Origin of the sequence: Saccharopolyspora erythraea NRRL 2338 (assembly GCF_000062885.1) — a bacterium.
Taxonomy (GTDB): Bacteria; Actinomycetota; Actinomycetes; order Mycobacteriales; family Pseudonocardiaceae; genus Saccharopolyspora_D; species Saccharopolyspora_D erythraea.
In genome coordinates this window covers 4,392,763-4,410,769 of record NC_009142.1, presented here as the reverse complement: position 1 = coordinate 4,410,769, position 18,007 = coordinate 4,392,763, and the positions used below count along the sequence as shown (strand labels likewise).

Below are 18,007 nucleotides of genomic sequence, written 5' to 3'. Positions count from 1 at the left end.
CGGAAACGGAGGCCCGGATGCCCCACGCCACGACCGACGACGGAGTGCGCCTGTACTACGAGGAGGCGGGCAGCGGTGTCCCGCTGGTGTTCGTCCACGAGTTCGCCGGCGACCACCGCTCGTGGGAGCCGCAGATCAGGCACTTCTCCCGCTCCTACCGCTGCGTCGTCTACGCGGCGCGGGGCTTCCCGCCGTCGGACGTGCCGGGCGATCCCGCCGCGTACGGCCAGTACCGGGCGGTCGACGACCTGGCCGCGGTGCTCGACGCCATCGGTGCGGAGTCCGCCCACGTCGTCGGCAACTCGATGGGCGGGTTCTGCGCCCTCCACTTCGGACTGCGCTACCCGTCCCGCGCCCGCTCCATGGTGGTGGCCGGGTGCGGCTACGGCGCGCATCCCGACACCCAGGACACGTTCCGCGCCGAGTCGGAGAAGGTCGCGGTCGCCTTCGAGACCGACGGCTCGGCCGAGATGGCCCAGTGGTACGGCTACGGCCCGGCCCGCGTTCAGTTCGAGAACAAGGACCCGCGCGGGCACGCCGAACACGTGGCGGTGCTCGCCGAGCACGACCCGATCGGTGCCGCGCTGACGATGCGCGCGGTGCAGAAGGCGCGTCCCTCGCTGTACGCGCTGCGCGGCGAGCTGGCCGGCTGCCAGGTCCCGGCCCTGATCGTCGCAGGCGACGAGGACGAGGGCGTGCTGGAGACCGACCTCATGCTCAAGCGCACCATGCCGAGGGCGGGCCTGCTGGTGCTGCCCAGGACCGGTCACGTCACCAACCTCGAGGAACCCGAGCTGTTCAACATCCACGTCGAGCGCTTCCTGGCCCAGGTCGTCAACGACCGCTGGCCCGCCAGGGATCCGCGTTCGCTGAGCACGTCCACCACGGGCGCCAAGTGAGCCCCGACGCGACAAGGGAGAGTCCGCAATGGATCTGAAGCTCGACGGCAAGACCGCGTTGGTCACCGGCGCCAGCAAGGGCATCGGCCGCGCCACCGCGGAGCGGCTCGCCGCGGAGGGCTGCGACGTGGTGGTCGTCTCGCGCACGGAGGCCGACATCCTGCGCGCGGCCAAGGAGATCACCGCGGCCGGTGGCGGCGAGGCGCTGGGGCTGGCCGGGGACATGAGCGTCACCGCCGAGGTCGAGCGGTGCGTGCAGGCGGCCATCGACCGCTTCGGCAAGATCGACATCGTGGTGACCTGCGCGGGTTCCTCGCCCGGCGGGCTGCTGGAGGAGCTGACCGAGGAGCAGTGGCTCGGCAGCATGCAGCTGAAGTTCCTCGGCTACGTGCGCACGGTGCGCGCGGTGATCGGCCACATGCGCGAGCGCGGTGAGGGATCGATCGTGCTGGTGGTCGGCAACGACGGTCTCAAGCCGTCCTACTGGGAGATGACCGCGGGCGCGGCCAACGCCGCCGACATCAACTTCGCCTCGTCGGTGGCCGAGCAGTACGGGCCGATGGGCATCCGCTGCAACACCGTCAACCCCGGGCCGGTCAACACCGACCGGTGGGCGGGTCTGGAAGCGGCGTTCGCCCGCGACAAGCAGGTCTCCGGCGACCGCGCGCACGAGCTGGCGCTGGCGTCGCTGCCGCTGGGCCGCATCTGCGAACCGGACGAGGTCGCCGACGTGGTGACCTTCGTCGCCTCGCCGCGGGCGAGCTACCTCAACGGCGCGCACATCCCGCTCGACGGCGGGCAGCGCAAGGCGATCATGGACCTCTGAGGTCCGCACTGCCGGCCCAGACCGAACGGAGCCTGCCATGAAGACCGGAGACCAGGTCGTCCAGGAACTGCCGTGGAAGTGGAACACCCAGGGCACGATCTTCCTGATCGGCGGACTGGGGTTCATGTTCGACGCGTGGGACGTGACCCTCAACGGGTTCCTCATCCCGCTCGTCGGAGCCGAATGGGGCCTCTCGCCCGGCGCGCGCGGCTGGGTGGGCACCTCGAACCTGATCGGCATGGCGGTCGGCGCGATCGTGTGGGGCTGGATCGCCGACACCATCGGCCGCAGGCGCGCGTTCAGCCTGACCTTGCTGATGTTCTCGCTGTTCTCGGTGGCAGGTGCGGCCTCGCCGGACTTCGTCACCTTCTGCGTGTTCCGGTTCCTGGCCGGAGTGGGCCTCGGCGGCTGCATCCCGGTGGACTACGCGCTGGTCGGCGAGTTCACCCCGGCCAAGGTGCGCGGCAAGGTGCTGACCGCGATGGACGTGTGGTGGCCGATCGGGGCGACGCTGTGCGGCGTGGTCTCGGCCGGGCTGATCGTGGCCACCGGGAGCTGGCGGATGCTGCTGCTGGTCATGGTGCTGCCCGCGCTGCTGCTGTTCTGGGTGCGCCGTTCGGTGCCGGAGTCGCCGATGTACCTGGTCCGCAAGGGACGCGGTGAGGAGGCCAGAGCGGTGATAGACGCGCTGGTGCGGCGCACCGGCGCGACCGCCGAACCGTGGGTGCTGCCCGAACCCGCGCCCAAGGCGAAGCTTTCACCTCGGGCATTGGGCGGGCAGTTGCGCGACCTGTGGCGGTTCAGCGCGGGGATCACCTCGGCGTCCTGGGCGCTGTTCCTGACCGTCTTCCTGGTCTACTACGGCGCGCTGACCTGGCTGCCGAGCATCCTGATCAGCCAGGGCTACGGCAACTACGCGGCGTTCATGGTCACCACGCTGATGACCGCCATCGGCATCGTCGGGGTGCTGGTGTCGGCGTGGCTGGTCGACGTGGTCGGGCGCAAGTGGGTGATCGGGGCCAGCGGTCCGCTGGCGGCGCTGTCGCTGGTGCTGTTCGCCTACCAGCTCGACATCGACTTCGCGGCCAAGGCGTGGATCACCGCGTTCGGCTTCCTCATCGAGCTGACGATCCCGGCCCTGTACGCCTACGTCTCGGAGCTGTACCCGACGGAGCTGCGCGCCAGCGGGTTCGGCTGGGCCTCGACGGTCAGCCGCATCGGTGCCGGGTTCGTGCCGCTGATCTTCGGCTCGCTGCTGTGGCCGCACCTCGGGCTGCCGATGACCTTCGCGGTGATCGGCGTTCTCCTGCTGCTGGCCTCGCTGTGGATGGCGGTCGCGGCGCCCGAGACAAAGGGACGCGAGCTGGACGAGATCGGCGCACAGCCCAGCGCGCAGGGCGCTTCCTGACCGGACGGACCGGGCCCGCGCCGACCGCGCGGGCCCGGTCCTCCTGCGTCAGATCCGCTCGAAGACCGCCGCCAGGCCCTGGCCGCCGCCGATGCACATCGTCTCCAGGCCGTAGCGGGCCTGCCTGCGCTTCATCTCCCGCGACAGCGTCGCCAGGATGCGTCCGCCGGTGGCACCGACCGGGTGGCCCAGCGAGATGCCCGATCCGTGGACGTTGAGCCGGTCGAAGTCGGCCGGCTTGAGCTCCCACTCCCGGGTGCAGGCCAGGACCTGCGCGGCGAACGCCTCGTTGAGCTCGATGAGGTCGATGTCGGAGAGCCCGAGCCCCGCGCGCTCCAGCGCCCTGGCGGTCGCCGGCACCGGACCGATGCCCATCGTGCGCGGCGGCACGCCCGCCCGGGCCCAGGACACCAGGCGCACCAGCGGACGCAGGCCGAGTTCGGCGGCCTTCTCGGACGTGGTCACGACGCACACGGCCGCCGCGTCGTTCTGGCCGCTGGCGTTGCCGGCGGTCACGGTGGCGTCGGGATCGGACTTGCCCAGGACCGGCTTCAGCCCGGCCAGCTTGTCCAGCGTGGTGTCCGGGCGAGGGTGCTCGTCGGCGGTCACGACGGTGTCGCCCTTGCGGGAGCGCACCGTCACCGGCACGATCTCCTCCTCGAACAGCCCGGCCGAGACCGCTTCGGCGGTGCGCTGCTGCGAGCGGACCGCGAGTTCGTCCTGCTCCTGCCGGGAGATCCCGTACTCGCGGCGCAGGTTCTCGGCGGTCTCCAGCATCCCGCCCGGCACCGGGTGGTTGGCGCCGCCCGCGGTGACCCGGCCGCGCGCCAGCGAGTCGTGCAGCTGCAGACCCGCGCCGCGGATGCCCCAGCGCGCCTCGGTGGTGTAGAAGGGCGCGTTGCTCATGCTCTCGGCGCCGCCGGCGAGCACCACGTCGCTGACGCCGGTCTGGATCTGCATCGCCGCGTCGAGCACCGCCTGCAACCCCGAGCCGCAACGGCGGTCGATCTGGGTGCCGCCGACCTCGACCGGCAGGCCCGCGTCGAGCGCGGCCACCCGGCCGATCGCGGGTGCGTCGGAGCTGGGGTAGCAGTGGCCGAGGATCACCTCGTCGACCGCGGACCCGGGCAGCCCGGTGCGCTCCAGCAGGGCGGTGATCACCGTGGCGGCGAGCTCGGCCGCGGGCACGGTCTTGAACACCCCGCCGAAGCCGCCGATCGGGGTTCGCAGCGGTTCACAGATGACCGCGTCGCGCATTGCTGCTCCTCACTTGCAGTCGGGTCAGGCGGACCGGGCGACCACGGGCCGTTCGGCCACGGGCTCGCCCTCGGTGGACGGTGCGCGCCGCAGCAGGGCGAGCACGCAGAACAGAGTCAACAGCACGTGGGCCACCGCCAGGAACACCACCGACACGATGGACCCCGTGACGTTCATAAGGTACTGGCCGAGCATGGGCGCGGTACCGGCGAACAGCGTCGTGCACAGCTGGTAGCACAGCGAGATCCCGGTGTAGCGCACGTGCGCGGGGAAGGACCGGGCCAGGATGCCCGCCAGCGCCGCGTAGTACATCGCGTGCGGCAGGGTCGCCACCGCCATGCCGAGCATCGACAGCCCCAGCGATCCGGTGCTGATCAGCCAGAACATCGCCGGCATCAGCACCAGCTCGGGCACCAGCAGCACCGTGACCGCGCGGCGCAGGTCCCAGCGGGTGGCCAGCACCGCCCCGAGCGGCTGGAAGATCAGCTGGGCGATGCCCGCGACGAGGATGACGGTGAGGAAGGTCGAGCGCTGGAAGCCCAGGTCCGACACCGCCCACGACAGCGCGAAGGTCGACTTGAAGTAGGTGGCAGACACCGCGATGGTGCACGCGCCCACACCGAGCGCGATGATCAGCGGCGAGCTGCGCAGCACGTCTCGGATGGGCAGCTTGGCCACCGTCCTGGACTCCATCAGCCTGCGCATCTCCGGCGACTCCTCGACGCTGAGCCGGATCACCAGGCTGACCACCACCAGCAGCGCGGAGGCCAGGAACGGGATCCGCCAGCCCCAGCTGGAGAACGCCTCGTCGGGAAGCTGGGCGACCAGCAGGAACGACAGGGTGGCCAGCACGTTGCCCGCTGGGGAGCCCTGCTGGGCGAAGGCGCCGTAGAGGATCTTCCTGCCCTTCGGCGCGTGCTCGGACGCGATCAGCACCGCTCCGCCCCACTCGCCGCCCATGGCCACGCCCTGCAGCATCCGCAGGACGACCAGCAGCAGCGGCGCGGCGACGCCGATCGTGGCGTAGGTGGGCAGCAGTCCGACGCAGGTGGTCGCGCCGCCCATCAGCAGCAGGGTGGTGATCAGCGTCTTCTTGCGGCCGATGCGGTCGCCGAGGTGGCCGAACAGCACACCGCCGACCGGGCGGGCCAGGAAGCCGACCCAGAAGGTGGCGAAGGCGGCCAGCGTGCCGGCGGCCGGGTCGACGGTGGGGAAGAAGACCTTGTTCAGCACCAGCGCGGAGGCGCTGCTGTAGATGTAGAAGTCGTACCACTCGATGGTCGTGCCGGTGAACGAGGCGATACCGGCTCGGCGCGCCACTCTGGTGTCGGGTACGGCTTGGCTCATGGACGGGCTCCTCGTGGGCAGGACTGCGTCGTCCTGGGAAGCGAGCTGAGGCCGCAGGGCGTGATCGGGCTCACGGGCTGCGGTAGCGGCCACCCTGACACGCCGTGCGCGATACCGTCCAATACCAAATCAGGCGCGCAGCAAGACGCGGATCGACATAATCGCCTCGGCGTCTGCTCACGCCAGAGCTGGCTCGCGCCCCGCGGGATCACTCCGGGGTCGGCATGGCTTCCTCCGAGACCGCCAGCACGCATCGCAGCGCGGCCGACGGGTTGTCGCGCCGCCACGCCAGCGCCAGCGACATGGGCTGCGTGGGACCCGCCAGCGGCCGGTAGACCATGCCCTCGGTACGGATGTGCTGCACCGACGACACCGTCAGCGTCACCCCGACGCCCGCGCCGACCAGCGCGAGGATCGTGTAGGAGTCGGGTGCCTCCTGAACGATCCGCGGGTGGAACCCGGCGGTGACGCAGGCGTGCACGAGGGCGTCGCGGACGGCCGAGCCGCGGGTGCCGGGGAAGGTCACGAACGGCTCGTCGGCCAGGTCGGGCAGGTTGATCTCGTTCCGGTCGGCGACCCGGTGCTCGGCGGGCAGCGCCGCGACCAGGTGCTCGTGCTCGACCAGCCGGACCGCCACCCCGTCGCGTCGGACCGGCAGCCGCACGAAGCCCAGGTCGAGCTCGCCTTCGGCGACCTTGTTGAGCGCCTCGCCGGAGTAGGTCTGGCCGCGCAGCACCAGCTCGATGCCGGGGTGCCTGGCCCGCACCGCGCGGGTCAGGCGGGGCAGCGTCTCGTGGCTGCTCGCCCCGGCGAAGCCGATGCTGACGCGCCCGATCTCGCCGCGCCCGCCGGCCTGCGCCGCCCGGGTCGCCACGTCGAGGTCGGCCAGCACCTGCCGGGCGGGGTCGAGCATCGCCTGCCCCGCGGAGGTCAGCCGCACCGACCTGGTGTTGCGCTCGAACAGCTGCACCCCGAGCTCGTGTTCGAGCTGGCGGATCTGCTGGCTCAGCGGCGGCTGGGCGATGTGCAGGCGTGCGGCGGCGCGCCCGAAGTGCAGCTCCTCGGCGACGGCGACGAACCCGGCCAGATGGCGGAACTCCACGGCGCACCTCCTCGATTGTTCGGCATTCCATCTTACTGGCGTCTGAATTCAGTATTGGACGCTCTCGCCGCGGCGTGGTTGGTTGGATCCACCCGAACCGAGGGAGGTCGACGGTGGGCGAGGACCGCACCGCCACGATGCGCGAGGCCGTCTCGGCGCACGTGCGCGACGGTGACGTGGTGGCCCTGGAGGGCTTCACGCACCTGATCCCGGTGGCGGCCGGGCACGAGATCATCCGGCAGGGCAGGCGGGACCTGACGCTGGTGCGCATGACCGCCGACATCGTCTTCGACCAGATGCTGGCCGCCGGGGTCGCCCGCAAGCTCGTCTCCTCCTTCGTCGGCAACAGCGCCGTCGGATCGCTGCACGAGCTGCGCAGGCGCGTCGAGCACGCCGATCCCGAACCGCTGGAGCTGGAGGAGTACAGCCACTACGGGCTCCTGGGCCGCTACCTCGCGGGCGCGCAGGGGCTGCCGTTCTACCCGCTGCGCTCCTACGCGGGCAGCGACCTGCCGCGGGTCAACCCCAACATCCGCACCGTCCGCTCGCCGTTCGACGACGGGACGACGGTGCACGCGGTCCCGCCGTTGAACCCGGACGTGGCGATCCTGCACGCGCAGCGCGCCGACGCGGCGGGCAACACCCAGGTCTGGGGCATGCTCGGCGGTCAGCAGGAGGTGGCCTTCGCCGCGCGCAAGGTCGTCGTGGTGGTCGAGGAGGTCGTGGCGCCGGAGGTGATCCGTTCCGACCCGAACCGGACGCTGATCCCGGAGTTCGTGGTCGACGCGGTCGTGGAGTGCCCGCGCGGTGCGCATCCCTCCTACGTGCAGGGCTACTACGAGCGCGACGGCGCCTTCTACCGCGCGTGGCCGGAGATCAGCCGCGATCCGGAGCGGTTGCGGCAGTGGCTCGACGAGTGGGTGCACGACCTCGCCGACCACTCCGAGTACCTGGCCAAGCTCGGTGACGCGCACTGGGACGAGCTCATTCCGAAATCCGCGCTGTCCGCACCGGTCGACTACGGAGCCGCACGTGACTGACGCCGAGTACACCACCACCGAACTGCTCAGCGTGCTCAGCGCGCGGGAGCTGGCGGGCAGGCGCCGGGTGTTCGCCGGGATCGGCCTGCCGACGCTGGCGGTCGCGCTGGCGCAGCGCACCGTCGCACCCGATGTCGGCCTGGTCTACGAGTCCGGCGTGTACGGGGCGCACCCGCAGCGGTTGCCGGAATCCATCGGCGACTCGTTCCTGGTCTCCGGGGCGGAGTCGGTGCTGAGCATGTCGGCGCTGTTCGGGTTCGTGCTCCAGGGCGGGCACGTCGACGTCGGCTTCCTCGGCGCCGCCCAGATCGACCGGTGGGGCAACCTCAACAGCACGGTCATCGGCGAGTGGGAGCGACCGAAGGCCCGGTTGCCCGGCTCGGGTGGGGCGGCCGAGGTGATGGCCAACTCGCGCGAGGTGTTCGTGGTGATGCGCAGGCACGACCGGCGCTCCTTCGTCGACGAGCTCGACTTCTGCACGAGCCCGGGACCCGCGCGGGCGCGGGCGGCCGTGCCGGACGCGCCGGTGCGCGGACGGGGCGTGACCACGGTGATCACCGGACTCGGACTGCTGCGGCGCGAGAGCGCGGAGGAGGAGCTGCGGCTCGTCGCGGTGCACCCCGGCGTCGACGCCGACCAGGTCCGCGAGGCCACCGGCTGGCCGCTGGAGGTGGCCGCCGACCTGCCGACCACGAATCCGCCGACCGAGCGTGAACTCCGGTTGCTGCGGGAGGAGATCGACCCGCGGCGGGTCTATCTACGCTGAGGGCGACCGGCCGGTGCGCGCTCACCGGCCCGCCGAGCGGGTCCTACGACGGTTTCTGGAGGAGATGCTGCGATGGGGCAGTGGGCACAGCAGGTCAACGTGGTCCGGGTGATCGGTACCGGCGTGATGGGGCGGGGCATCGCGCAGCTCGCCGCGGCGGCCGGGCTGACCGTCGAGCTGGCCGACGCCCGCCAGGAGGCGGTGTCGGCGGCGGTCGACCACGTCGGCGAGATGTTCGGCAAGCTGGTGGGCAAGGGCCGGATGAGCGCCGAGGAGGCCGACGCCGCGACCGCGCGGCTGCGGCCGGTCGGCGACCCGCTGGCGCCGGCCGACTCCTGCGACCTGGTCGTCGAGGCCGTCCGGGAGGACCTGGACACCAAGCGCGAGCTCTTCGCCGGACTGGAGGAGGTCTGCCCGCGGCACGCGGTGCTGGCCACCAACACCAGCTCGCTTTCGGTGACCGCGATCGGGGCCGCGCTGGCCGACCCGTCCAGGCTCATCGGCCTGCACTTCTTCAACCCCGTGCCGCTGATGAAACTGGTCGAGGTGATCCCCGGCGCGCGCACCCGCCAGGACCTGTCCGCCGACCTGGTGGAGCTGGTGCGGCGCCTCGGGCACCAGCCCGTGCTGGCCACCGACACCCCGGGCTTCCTGGTCAACCACGCCGGACGCGGCCTGGCCACCGAAGCGCTGCAGATCATGTCCGAGTCCGCGGTGGAACCGTCCGATGTGGACCGGATCGCCCGGGACGTGCTCGGGTTGCGGATGGGGCCGTTCGAACTGCTCGACCTCACCGGCCTGGACGTCTCGCACCCGGTGCTGGAGAGCATCTGGTCGGGCTTCTACGGCGACCCGCGGCTGCGGCCGTCCGGGATCACCAGGTCCCGGCTGGAGGCCGGGCTGCTCGGCCGCAAGACCGGTGAGGGCTTCTACCGCTACATCGACGGCGTCAAGCAGGAGGCGCCCGAGCCCGGCGCTCCCGACGCCCCGCGAAGGCCGGTGTGGGTCGACGACACCGAGCCGGCAAGCCGCGACCGGCTGGTCTCCCTGCTGCGCGAGGCGGGCGTCGTGGTCGAGGAGGAACCGTCCGAGGACGCGGTCCTGCTGGTGACCCCGTACGGCCAGAGCGCCGCCCAGGTCGCGCGCAGCCGCGGTCTTCCCGTGCACCGGGTCTTCGGCGTCGACCCGCTCGGTGACTTCGCCTCCCGGCTCGTGCTCGCCGTGCACCCGGCGGCCGACGTCTCTGCCGCCGCCTCCGCCCACGTCGCGCTGTCGGCCACCGGACTGCCGGTCACGGTCGTCGCCGACGCACCCGCCACGATCGCGCAGCGATTGCTGGCCTCGATCGTCAACACCGCCTGCGGCATCGCCGAACAGCGCATCGGCCGGCCCGCCGACATCGACACCGCGGTGCGCGTGGGGCTCGGGTACCCGCGCGGACCGCTGGAGTGGGGCGAACACGCCGGGCGCGAGCGCATCCTGGCGATCCTGCGCAACATGCACGCCGAGACCGGCGACCCGCGCTACCGGCCGAGCCGCTGGCTGGTCGAGCGCGCCGAGCTCGGCCTCGCACTGACCGGAACCGGCACCACGCCCGCCGAGGTCCTCGGCGGCGGTGAGGACTAGGAAACCGATGGACCTCCAGCTCAACGACACCCAGGCCGCTTTCCGCGAGATGGCCGCGAACTTCGTCGACGCCGAGATCGTGCCGCACGTGCGCGAGTGGGACCGCCGCGAGGAGGTCGACCTCGGCGTGGTCGAGAAGCTCGGCGCGCTCGGCTTCCTGGGACTGACCATCCCCGAGGAGTACGGCGGCGTCGAGGCCGACATGCTCAGCTACGCGCTGGTCATCGAGGAGCTCGGCCGCGGGGACTCGTCGGTGCGCGGGATCGTGTCGGTGTCGTTGGGCCTGGTGGCCAAGTCGATCGCCACGCACGGCACGCCTATGCAGAAGCAGCGGTGGCTGCCCCGGCTCACCAGCGGGCAGGCCATCGGGTGCTTCGCGCTCACCGAGCCCGAGTCCGGATCCGACGCCGGTTCGCTGGCCACCCGCGCCCGCCGCGACGGTGACGACTGGCTGCTCAGCGGCCAGAAGATGTTCATCACCAACGGCACCTGGGCCGAGGTGGCCCTGGTGTTCGCGCGGGCCGAGGAGGGGGTCACGGCGTTCCTGGTACCGACCGCGACTCCGGGCTTCACCGCCAACACCCTGCACGGCAAGCTCGGTCTGCGCGGCCAGGCGACCGCCGAGCTGGTGCTCGAGGACGTGCGCGTGCCCGACTCCGCGCGGCTGGGCGCCGCCGGCAAAGGGCTGGGCATCGCGCTCGGCGCGCTGACGAAGGGGCGCATCTCGGTGGCCGCCGGAGCGGTGGGCGTGGCGCAGGCCGCGCTCACCGCCGCGGTGCGCTACGCGGGCGAGCGCGTGCAGTTCGGCAAGCCGATCGCGGCGCACCAGCTGGTGCAGGAACTGCTCGCCGAGTCGGCGGTGGAGGTCGAGGCGGCGCGGTTGCTGACCTGGCGGGCGGCGGAGCTCGCCGAGCGGGGCGTGCCGAGGGAGGAGCTGGCCACGGCGTCGTCGATGGCCAAGTACCACGCCGGTGAAACCGCGGTCCGGGTGGCCAACAACGCGCTGCAGGTCTTCGGCGGCTACGGCTACATCGACGAGTACCCGGTCGGCAAGTACCTGCGCGACGCGCGGGTGCTCACCCTCTACGAGGGCACCAGCCAGGTGCAGAAGCTGATCATCGGCCGCTCGCTCACCGGTGTCGACGCGCTGACGGGGTAGCGGCGGCCCGCCGCGCACGAGGCCGCGCCCTCAAGCCGTCGCCCACAAGCCGCGCCCTCAAGCCGCCGCCGCCCACGAGCCGCTGCGGCCGGAGCCGGTCTCGGCACTGCGCCGTCCGGTGGGGCCGGTACCGCCGTTGTGCCGCTGCCGCCCTGGATTCCTTGACGATCTTCCGGGCACCTCGCTACGGTCCCGCAACCGGAAACTTCCTTTCCTGTTGTTTTCCGCCGCCGTGGCGAGGAGAACGCTCATGAGATGGCAGAACTCCCTTCGCACGGCGGCTCTCGCCGCGATGCTGGTCGCGGTGGGCGCGGTCGCGGACGCCGCGCCGCCCGCCGCGCCGGAGCCCACCCCGGTGGCGGTGAACGGCAAGCTCTCGGTGTGCGGCAACACCTTGTGCGGCAGCGGCGCACCGGTGCAGCTGCGCGGCATGAGCACGCACGGCCTGCAGTGGTACGGCCAGTGCGTCAACGACGAGTCGCTCGACGCGCTCGCCCACGACTGGCAGGCCGACGTGCTGCGGATCTCCATGTACGTCCAGGAAGGCGGCTACGAGGAGGACCCGGAACGCTTCACCGCGATGGTGAACCAGTACGTCGAGGCCGCGACGCGGCGGGGGATGTACGCGATCATCGACTGGCACATGCTCGATCCCGGTGACCCCAATTACAACCTCGAACGGGCCCGGACGTTCTTCACCGAGGTCGCCCGCACCCACCGCGACAAGCCCAACGTCCTCTACGAGGTCGCCAACGAGCCCAACGGCGTCGAGTGGCCCGCGATCAAGAGCTACGCCGAGCAGGTCATCCCGGTGATCCGGGCGCAGGACCCCGACTCGGTGGTGCTGGTCGGCACCCGCGCGTGGTCGTCGCTGGGCGTCTCCGACGGAGCCGACGAGCAGGAGATCGTCGACAACCCGGTCGACGCGGGCAACATCCTCTACACCTTCCACTTCTACGCCGCGTCCCACGGCGAGGACCACCTGCGCACGCTGTCGCGGGCGGCGGACCGGCTGCCGCTGTTCGTCACCGAGTTCGGCACCCAGGAGGCGTCCGGCGACGGCGGCGACGACTTCGCCATGGCGCAGCGCTACCTCGACCTGATGGCGGAGAAGAACATCAGCTGGACCAACTGGAACTTCTCCGACGACCACCGGTCGGGCGCGGTGTTCGAGGAGGGCACCTGCGACAGCGGGCCCTACACCGGCACCGAGCCGCTCAAGCCGGCCGGGGTGTGGGTCCGCGAGCGGGTCCGGTGAGCCGGCGCTCGGCGACCGGCAGGTCCCTGCGATAGCGGTTCGGCGCGTTCGCCCGTGTCCCGTTGTCAAGATACGGGCGAACGCGCCGCGTAGCGGTCAGCCCGAGCACTCCGGGCCGTTGGCCGCGCGCAGCGCCCGCATCACGTCGGCCAGATCCGCGGACCGCTCCACGCCCAGCGGTGCGAGCACTCGCCGGCGCAGCACCTCCGCGGCCGCCCGCCTGGCCTGGTCGGCGACGTCCCGGCCGTGGTCGGTGAGGGTGGCGTAGGTGACGCGGCGGTCCGACGGGCACGGTTCGCGGCGGATGAGACCGGCCGCGGCCAGCCGGTCGGCCACCTTGGTGAACCCGCCGCTGCTCAACGCGGCCTCGCGGGCCAGGCGGGTCATCGGCATGCGGCAGTCGGGGGAGCGGACCAGCCGCAGCAGGATGTCGAAAGAGGCGGGGGCCAGTTTGAAGCGCTCGGCCAGTTCGGCGTCGAGCTTCGCCTGGGTCACGTGGTAGCCCTCGATCACCAGGCCCCACCAGGTGACGATCTCGTCGTCGTCGGTGCAGGGGTCGACCGTCGACCCCTGCCGGGCGGTGTTCTCGCTGCTCACCAGCCTGCTCCTCCCTGCTCCAGCGCTGTCACCGGATTCTACCGCAAGTGACTCGCGGGCAAATGGCTTGCGTGGAAGATATTGCGCCAGTAGTGTCTGCACTGCAAGCGAAGAGGTCGGTTGGTGGAGCGGCGCAGGAGCCGCGGTACCGCCTCCGGCGACGTCGGGCGGGAAGACCCGTCCCGTGCGAAGGAGTCAGCGGTTATGGGTGAGCCGATCAAGCTCAGCGTCATCTACTACTCGGCGACGGGGACCATCTCCGAGATCGCCAACGAGCTCGCCGCGCAGGCCGAGGCCGCGGGCGCGCAGGTCCGCCTGCGCAAGGTCCGGGAGCTCGCGCCGGACGAGGCGATCGACGCCAACCCGGCGTGGCGGGCCAACGCCGACGCCACGGCGGGCGTGCCGGAGGCCACGGCCGACGACGTGGTGTGGGCCGACGCGGTGATCTTCGGGTCGCCGACCCGGTTCGGCAACGTGTCCTCGCAGCTCAAGCAGTTCCTCGACACGCTGGGCGGCCAGTGGGCGCAGGGGCAGCTCGCCGACAAGGTCTACAGCGGCTTCACCTCCAGCGCGACCCTGCACGGCGGCCAGGAGTCCACGCTGCTGGCGCTCTACAACACGATCCACCACTTCGGCGGCATCCTGGTCGCGCCGGGCTTCACCGACGGCTCGAAGTTCGTCGACGGCAACCCCTACGGCACCAGCCACGTCGACGGGCAGGGCCAGTTCAAGGTCGACGAGACCGCTCGCAACGCCGCCGCGGTGCAGGCCAAGCGGGTCGTGTCCATCGCGTCGGCGCTCAAGGGCGCCGGGGCCGCCTGAGGTCGGGAACCCGGAACGGGCGGCCGCCACGCGGCCGCCCGTTCGGCGTATGAGTCACCGCTCCCGCAGCCGCACGATGGCGCTGACCACGAACCCGTCGGCGGCCAGCCACCGCCCGGTGAACTCGGTGAGCGGGCGCCCCTCGGCCTGGCCGCCGGGCTTGAGCAGCCGGGCGTGGAACGTGCCGCCCGCGGCGTCGAAGGTCAGGTCGGCCTGCTCGAAGTCCAGCCACGCCCCGGTCAGCGGGAACCACGCCTTGTAGACCGACTCCTTGCAGCTGAACAGCACGCGGTCCCAGTGCACTTTTCCGTCCTGTGTGGACAGCTCGCGCAGGCGGGCCCGCTCCTCGGGAAGCGAGACGGCGTCCAGCACTCCTCCGGGCAGCGGCTCGTGCGGCTCGGCGTCGATCCCGATGGTCACGACGGTGCCGGCCGGGCCGACGACCGCGGCGCGGTAGCCCGCGCAATGCGTCATGCTGCCGACGACGCCCGCCGGCCACTGGGGCGCTCCGCGCTCTCCGGGCAGCAGTGGCGCGGGCGGCACGCCCAGTTCGGCCATCGCCCGCCGGGCGCAGTGCCGGACGGTGGTGAACTCGCGGCGCCGCTTGTCCACGGCGCGGGCGATGGCGGCCTCCTCCTCGGGGAACAGCGTCGCCTCCGCCGGGTCGTCGAACGCCTCGACCCACGTCGCGCCTTCGGGCAGCACTCGCTCGATCACCTTTTCTCCTATCGGCGGAAGCCCCGGCCGTTCACGCCGGGGAGGAGCCGATCCCGAGTGCTCCTCGGTGACCACGCACCGTGCTTACTGGTGATCGGCAATCGTGTAAAATGATCTTTGTGAGGACGGCGTACAGGGTTCGGGCCTACCCGGCCCCCGAACAGGCGGCCCAGTTGGGCCGCACGTTCGGGTGCGTACGCCTGGTGTGGAACAAGACCCTCGCCGAGCGGCACCGCGCCTACCACGCGCACGGCAAGAAGACCTCCTACAAGGAGACCGACGCCGCGCTGACCGCGTGGAAGAAAACCGACGAGCTGGCGTTCCTGTCCGAGGTTTCGTCGGTGCCGTTGCAGCAAACGTTGCGGCACCAGCACACCGCGTATGCGAACTTCTTCGCCGGGCGTGCGCGCTACCCGCGTTTCAAGCCCCGCAACGGCCGCCAGTCGGCGCACTACACGCGCAGCGCTTTCCGCTTGCGCGGCGGCAAGCTGACTCTGGCGAAGCACACCGCGCCGCTTGAGTTCGTGTGGTCCTGGGACGACGAAACCCTCGAAACGCTGAATCCGACGATGGTGATCGTGTCCCGCGAGCCGGATGGCCGCTGGTATGTGACCTTGGCCGTGGACACCGACGACCCCGAACCGCAGCCCGAGACCGGCAGCGCGGTCGGGGTGGACCTGGGTGTGAAGGACTTTGCTGTCCTGTCGACCGGCGAGAAGATCGCCAACCCGAAGCATCTGGACCGCAAGGCCCGCAACCTCGCCCGCTACCAGCGGCAAATGGCCCGCAAGCAGAAGGGCTCGAACAACCGCCGCAAAGCCAAGACCAAGGTCGCACGGGCGCACCGCAAAATCCGGTGTGCCCGCACCGACTTCCTGCACCGCACCACCACGAACCTGGTGCGCGAGCACGACGTCATCGCGATCGAAGACCTCAACATCGCCGGAATGGCCCGCTCCGCGAAGGGCACCGTGGCCAAGCCTGGCCGTAACGTGCGCGCCAAATCCGGATTGAACCGTGCCGTGATGGACGCGGCGTTGGGCGAGTTCCGGCGGCAACTGGAGTACAAGACCACCCGCGCGGGCAAGACGCTGGTCGTCATCGACCGCTGGTACCCGTCCAGCAAGACGTGCTCGGCCTGCGGGCACCTGCTGGAGAAGTTGAGCCTTTCCACCCGGGCATGGACGTGCCCGGGATGCCGCACCCGGCACGACCGGGACATCAACGCGGCGAAGAACATCCTTGCCGCTGGTCGAGCGGTAGCCGGGGAGACCCCCGGCGATGCCTGTGGAGCTGACGTGAGTCCGCAAGGGTCCTCCCTTCGGCAGTCGGCGGTGAAGCAGGAACCATCGGGCGCCAGCCCGATAGCAATCCCCGCCCTATAGGGCAGGGGGGAAGTCAAGTCGTGTTCCGCTCCTCGTCGCCGATGATGACCTTCAGCTTAGCCGCTTCGGGCCGGCAGGCGGCGACGTTCGTGCATGATCGGTCCGGTGGCGCCTGGGTGGGCGTAGGTCGGCGAACGCGCTGATCAGGGCCATGTCATGTTCACTTGGGACACCGGCACCGCGGAGCGTGAGCGCCGGGGCACAGCCTGCGCAGGAGCCGTCGTCGGCCCGTCCACCCGGCTCCGCGCCGCTTCGCGCGGGGGCGCGCCCGCGCGTGCGCGGCCGTGGGTTAGAGTCTTGCGGTTCTTCGACGGGTTCAAGTCCCCGCGGCCGAGCGTTGTGCAGCGTCGGAGATCGTCACCGGTCACCTCGGGCGATCGCGGACGAGGCCGCACGATCGAGAGGGCCCCATGGCCACGGTGCCAGCAGAATCCGGTCCAGCGGTGACGGTGCTCGACCGGTTCGGACTGAAGGAGAAGCTCGTCCGGCATTCCAACGCCGTCATCGCGCTGTCGGTGCCCGCGGTGCTGCTGTCGCTGGCGGTGATGGTGCTGTTGCGCCGCGCTGGCGTCGACGAGCGCGCCGGGATCGACTACCAGGTGTACCGGTGGGCGGTGCACACCTGGCTCTCCGGCGGTGACATCATGCACGGTGCGCCGATGACCAGCGCCGGACGGCTGCTGCCCTGGGTGTACCCGCCGTTCGCCCTGCTGCCGCTGGCGCCGCTGGCCCTGCTGCCGCACGTGGCGGGGCTGTTCGCGCTCTACGCGGTCGACCTGGCGGCGATCGGTGCCGCGCTGTACCTGGTCGCCCGGCACGCGTGGCCGCACCTGGGCCGCCGCGCCGCGCTGGCGGTGGCCTCGGCGCTGGTGCCGTGGACGCTGTTCCTGGAGCCGGTGTACGCCTCCTTCGGCCTCGGGCAGATCAACATCGCGCTGATGGGCCTGGCCGCCGTGGACTGCCTGGCGCGCGCTCCGCGCTGGCCGCGCGGGCTGCTCATCGGCATCGCCGCCGCGATCAAGCTGACACCAGCGGCTTTCCTGCTGTTCTTCCTGGTCCGCAAGGACTTCCGCGCGGCGGTGACCGGCGTGGTGACCGCCGCCGGATGTACCGTGCTGGGCTTCCTGCTGAGCTTCCCGGCCTCGCTGGACTACTGGTTCGGAGCCGGGCCCGCCAACGGCGTCAGCGGTTCGGCCTTCCACACCAACCAGTCGATCGCCGGGGCGCTCGCGCGTTCGGAGCTGCCGCCCTCGTTGCGGACCGCGGTGTGGGTGGTGCTGTGCGTGGTCGTCGTCCTGCTGGCGGCGTATGCCATGGCCAGGGTCGACCCGCCGCTGGCGGTCGTCGCGAACGCGCTGGTGGCGCTGCTGGTCTCGCCGACGTCCTGGTCCGACCACTGGGTGTGGTGCGTGCCGGCGATCCTGGTGATGCTGGCCTGCGCCGTCCGGGAACGCAGCGCGGGGTGGCTGGCCGCCGGGGTGGTCACCGCGTTGGTGGTGCTGACCGCGTCCTTCAGGTGGATGCCCAGCGGTGGGCCGTGGACGCCGGTGCAGCACCTGGTCGGCAACCCGTACCTGTTGCTGGGACTGGTGCTGCTCGTGTCGCTGGTCAGGTGTGCGAGGCGCTCGAGGGCCCAGGATGCCGGCGTCTCCGAGCCCGCTGCCGCATCGATCATGGCTGGAGCACGCTGAATCCGGGCCGTGACCGGTCGACTGTGGACTGGCGGGTGTCGGCATCCGAGTGGCGCCAGGGGTTTGTGGGGCGCGTCACCCTGCGGTTCGCGCTTCGCGCGGGCGCC

The 18,007-nt window shown here is 71.4% G+C and carries 16 protein-coding genes; 11 read left to right on the top strand and 5 right to left on the bottom strand.

The features are described from left to right. The first annotated feature begins 17 nt into the window (after nt 1–17). Genes SACE_RS19480 through SACE_RS19470 form a run of 3 tightly spaced genes read left to right on the top strand, consistent with a single transcriptional unit; the run spans nt 18 to nt 3,133 of the window. Nucleotides 18–899 carry an alpha/beta fold hydrolase gene (locus SACE_RS19480; RefSeq protein WP_009946698.1) on the top strand — a complete coding sequence of 294 codons (882 nt, stop codon included), beginning with the start codon at nt 18–20 and terminating at the stop codon, nt 897–899. Nucleotides 900–927: 28 nt separating this feature from the next. Next, nucleotides 928–1,725: an SDR family NAD(P)-dependent oxidoreductase gene (locus SACE_RS19475; protein WP_009946699.1), complete on the top strand. Its 798-nt coding sequence runs from the start codon at nt 928–930 to the stop codon at nt 1,723–1,725. 37 nt (nt 1,726–1,762) lie between these two features. Continuing rightward, on the top strand, nt 1,763–3,133 hold the full coding sequence (locus tag SACE_RS19470; protein WP_009946700.1) for an MFS transporter: 1,371 nt from the start codon (nt 1,763–1,765) through the stop codon (nt 3,131–3,133). 48 nt (nt 3,134–3,181) lie between these two features. Here the strand turns inward: SACE_RS19470 and SACE_RS19465 are convergent, their stop codons facing one another. The 3 genes from SACE_RS19465 to SACE_RS19455 all read right to left on the bottom strand — a co-directional run bounded on the left by SACE_RS19465 (nt 3,182) and on the right by SACE_RS19455 (nt 6,839). Then, complete coding sequence (locus SACE_RS19465; protein WP_009946701.1) at nt 3,182–4,390, bottom strand: acetyl-CoA C-acetyltransferase; 1,209 nt, start codon at nt 4,388–4,390, stop codon at nt 3,182–3,184. Between the two features lie 24 nt (nt 4,391–4,414). Next, complete coding sequence (locus SACE_RS19460) at nt 4,415–5,737, bottom strand: MFS transporter (protein WP_009946703.1); 1,323 nt, start codon at nt 5,735–5,737, stop codon at nt 4,415–4,417. 208 nt (nt 5,738–5,945) lie between these two features. Next, the gene (locus SACE_RS19455; RefSeq protein WP_009946704.1) at nt 5,946–6,839 is read right to left on the bottom strand and encodes a LysR family transcriptional regulator; all 894 of its coding nucleotides are present in this window, start codon (nt 6,837–6,839) and stop codon (nt 5,946–5,948) included. Nucleotides 6,840–6,952: 113 nt separating this feature from the next. Here SACE_RS19455 and SACE_RS19450 point away from each other — a divergent pair, with 113 nt between their 5' ends. The 5 genes from SACE_RS19450 to SACE_RS19430 all read left to right on the top strand — a co-directional run bounded on the left by SACE_RS19450 (nt 6,953) and on the right by SACE_RS19430 (nt 12,688). Further along, complete coding sequence (locus tag SACE_RS19450; RefSeq protein ID WP_009946706.1) at nt 6,953–7,879, top strand: CoA transferase subunit A; 927 nt, start codon at nt 6,953–6,955, stop codon at nt 7,877–7,879. Beyond that, a complete protein-coding gene (locus tag SACE_RS19445; protein WP_009946707.1) occupies nt 7,872–8,645 on the top strand; it encodes a CoA-transferase subunit beta in 774 nt (257 codons plus the stop codon). Before SACE_RS19450 ends, SACE_RS19445 begins: the two co-directional genes overlap by 8 nt. Before the next feature lie 72 nt (nt 8,646–8,717). Continuing rightward, nucleotides 8,718–10,271 (top strand): 3-hydroxyacyl-CoA dehydrogenase, encoded by a 1,554-nt coding sequence (locus SACE_RS19440; protein WP_009946708.1) that lies wholly within the window; start codon nt 8,718–8,720, stop codon nt 10,269–10,271. Nucleotides 10,272–10,278: 7 nt separating this feature from the next. After that, nucleotides 10,279–11,430 carry an acyl-CoA dehydrogenase family protein gene (locus SACE_RS19435; RefSeq protein ID WP_009946709.1) on the top strand — a complete coding sequence of 384 codons (1,152 nt, stop codon included), beginning with the start codon at nt 10,279–10,281 and terminating at the stop codon, nt 11,428–11,430. A 250-nt stretch (nt 11,431–11,680) separates the two neighbouring features. Continuing rightward, nucleotides 11,681–12,688, top strand: a complete 1,008-nt coding sequence (locus SACE_RS19430; protein ID WP_009946710.1) for a glycoside hydrolase family 5 protein — start codon at nt 11,681–11,683, stop codon at nt 12,686–12,688. Between the two features lie 96 nt (nt 12,689–12,784). Here the strand turns inward: SACE_RS19430 and SACE_RS19425 are convergent, their stop codons facing one another. Further along, nucleotides 12,785–13,285 (bottom strand): MarR family winged helix-turn-helix transcriptional regulator, encoded by a 501-nt coding sequence (locus SACE_RS19425; RefSeq protein ID WP_009946711.1) that lies wholly within the window; start codon nt 13,283–13,285, stop codon nt 12,785–12,787. 204 nt (nt 13,286–13,489) lie between these two features. On the opposite strand from SACE_RS19425, the gene wrbA reads away from it, so the two are divergent. Then, nucleotides 13,490–14,107 carry an NAD(P)H:quinone oxidoreductase gene (wrbA, locus tag SACE_RS19420; protein ID WP_009946712.1) on the top strand — a complete coding sequence of 206 codons (618 nt, stop codon included), beginning with the start codon at nt 13,490–13,492 and terminating at the stop codon, nt 14,105–14,107. Between the two features lie 54 nt (nt 14,108–14,161). Here the strand turns inward: wrbA and SACE_RS19415 are convergent, their stop codons facing one another. Continuing rightward, nucleotides 14,162–14,824, bottom strand: coding sequence for a 4'-phosphopantetheinyl transferase family protein (locus tag SACE_RS19415; protein WP_009946713.1), 663 nt, complete (start codon nt 14,822–14,824; stop codon nt 14,162–14,164). 110 nt (nt 14,825–14,934) lie between these two features. Between SACE_RS19415 and SACE_RS19410 the strand changes: the two genes are divergently transcribed. Together SACE_RS19410 and SACE_RS19405 are read left to right on the top strand one after the other, a co-directional pair. Next, complete coding sequence (locus tag SACE_RS19410; protein ID WP_197537780.1) at nt 14,935–16,209, top strand: RNA-guided endonuclease InsQ/TnpB family protein; 1,275 nt, start codon at nt 14,935–14,937, stop codon at nt 16,207–16,209. A 443-nt stretch (nt 16,210–16,652) separates the two neighbouring features. Beyond that, the gene (locus SACE_RS19405) at nt 16,653–17,900 is read left to right on the top strand and encodes a glycosyltransferase family 87 protein (protein ID WP_009944728.1); all 1,248 of its coding nucleotides are present in this window, start codon (nt 16,653–16,655) and stop codon (nt 17,898–17,900) included. Nucleotides 17,901–18,007: the final 107 nt, after the last annotated feature.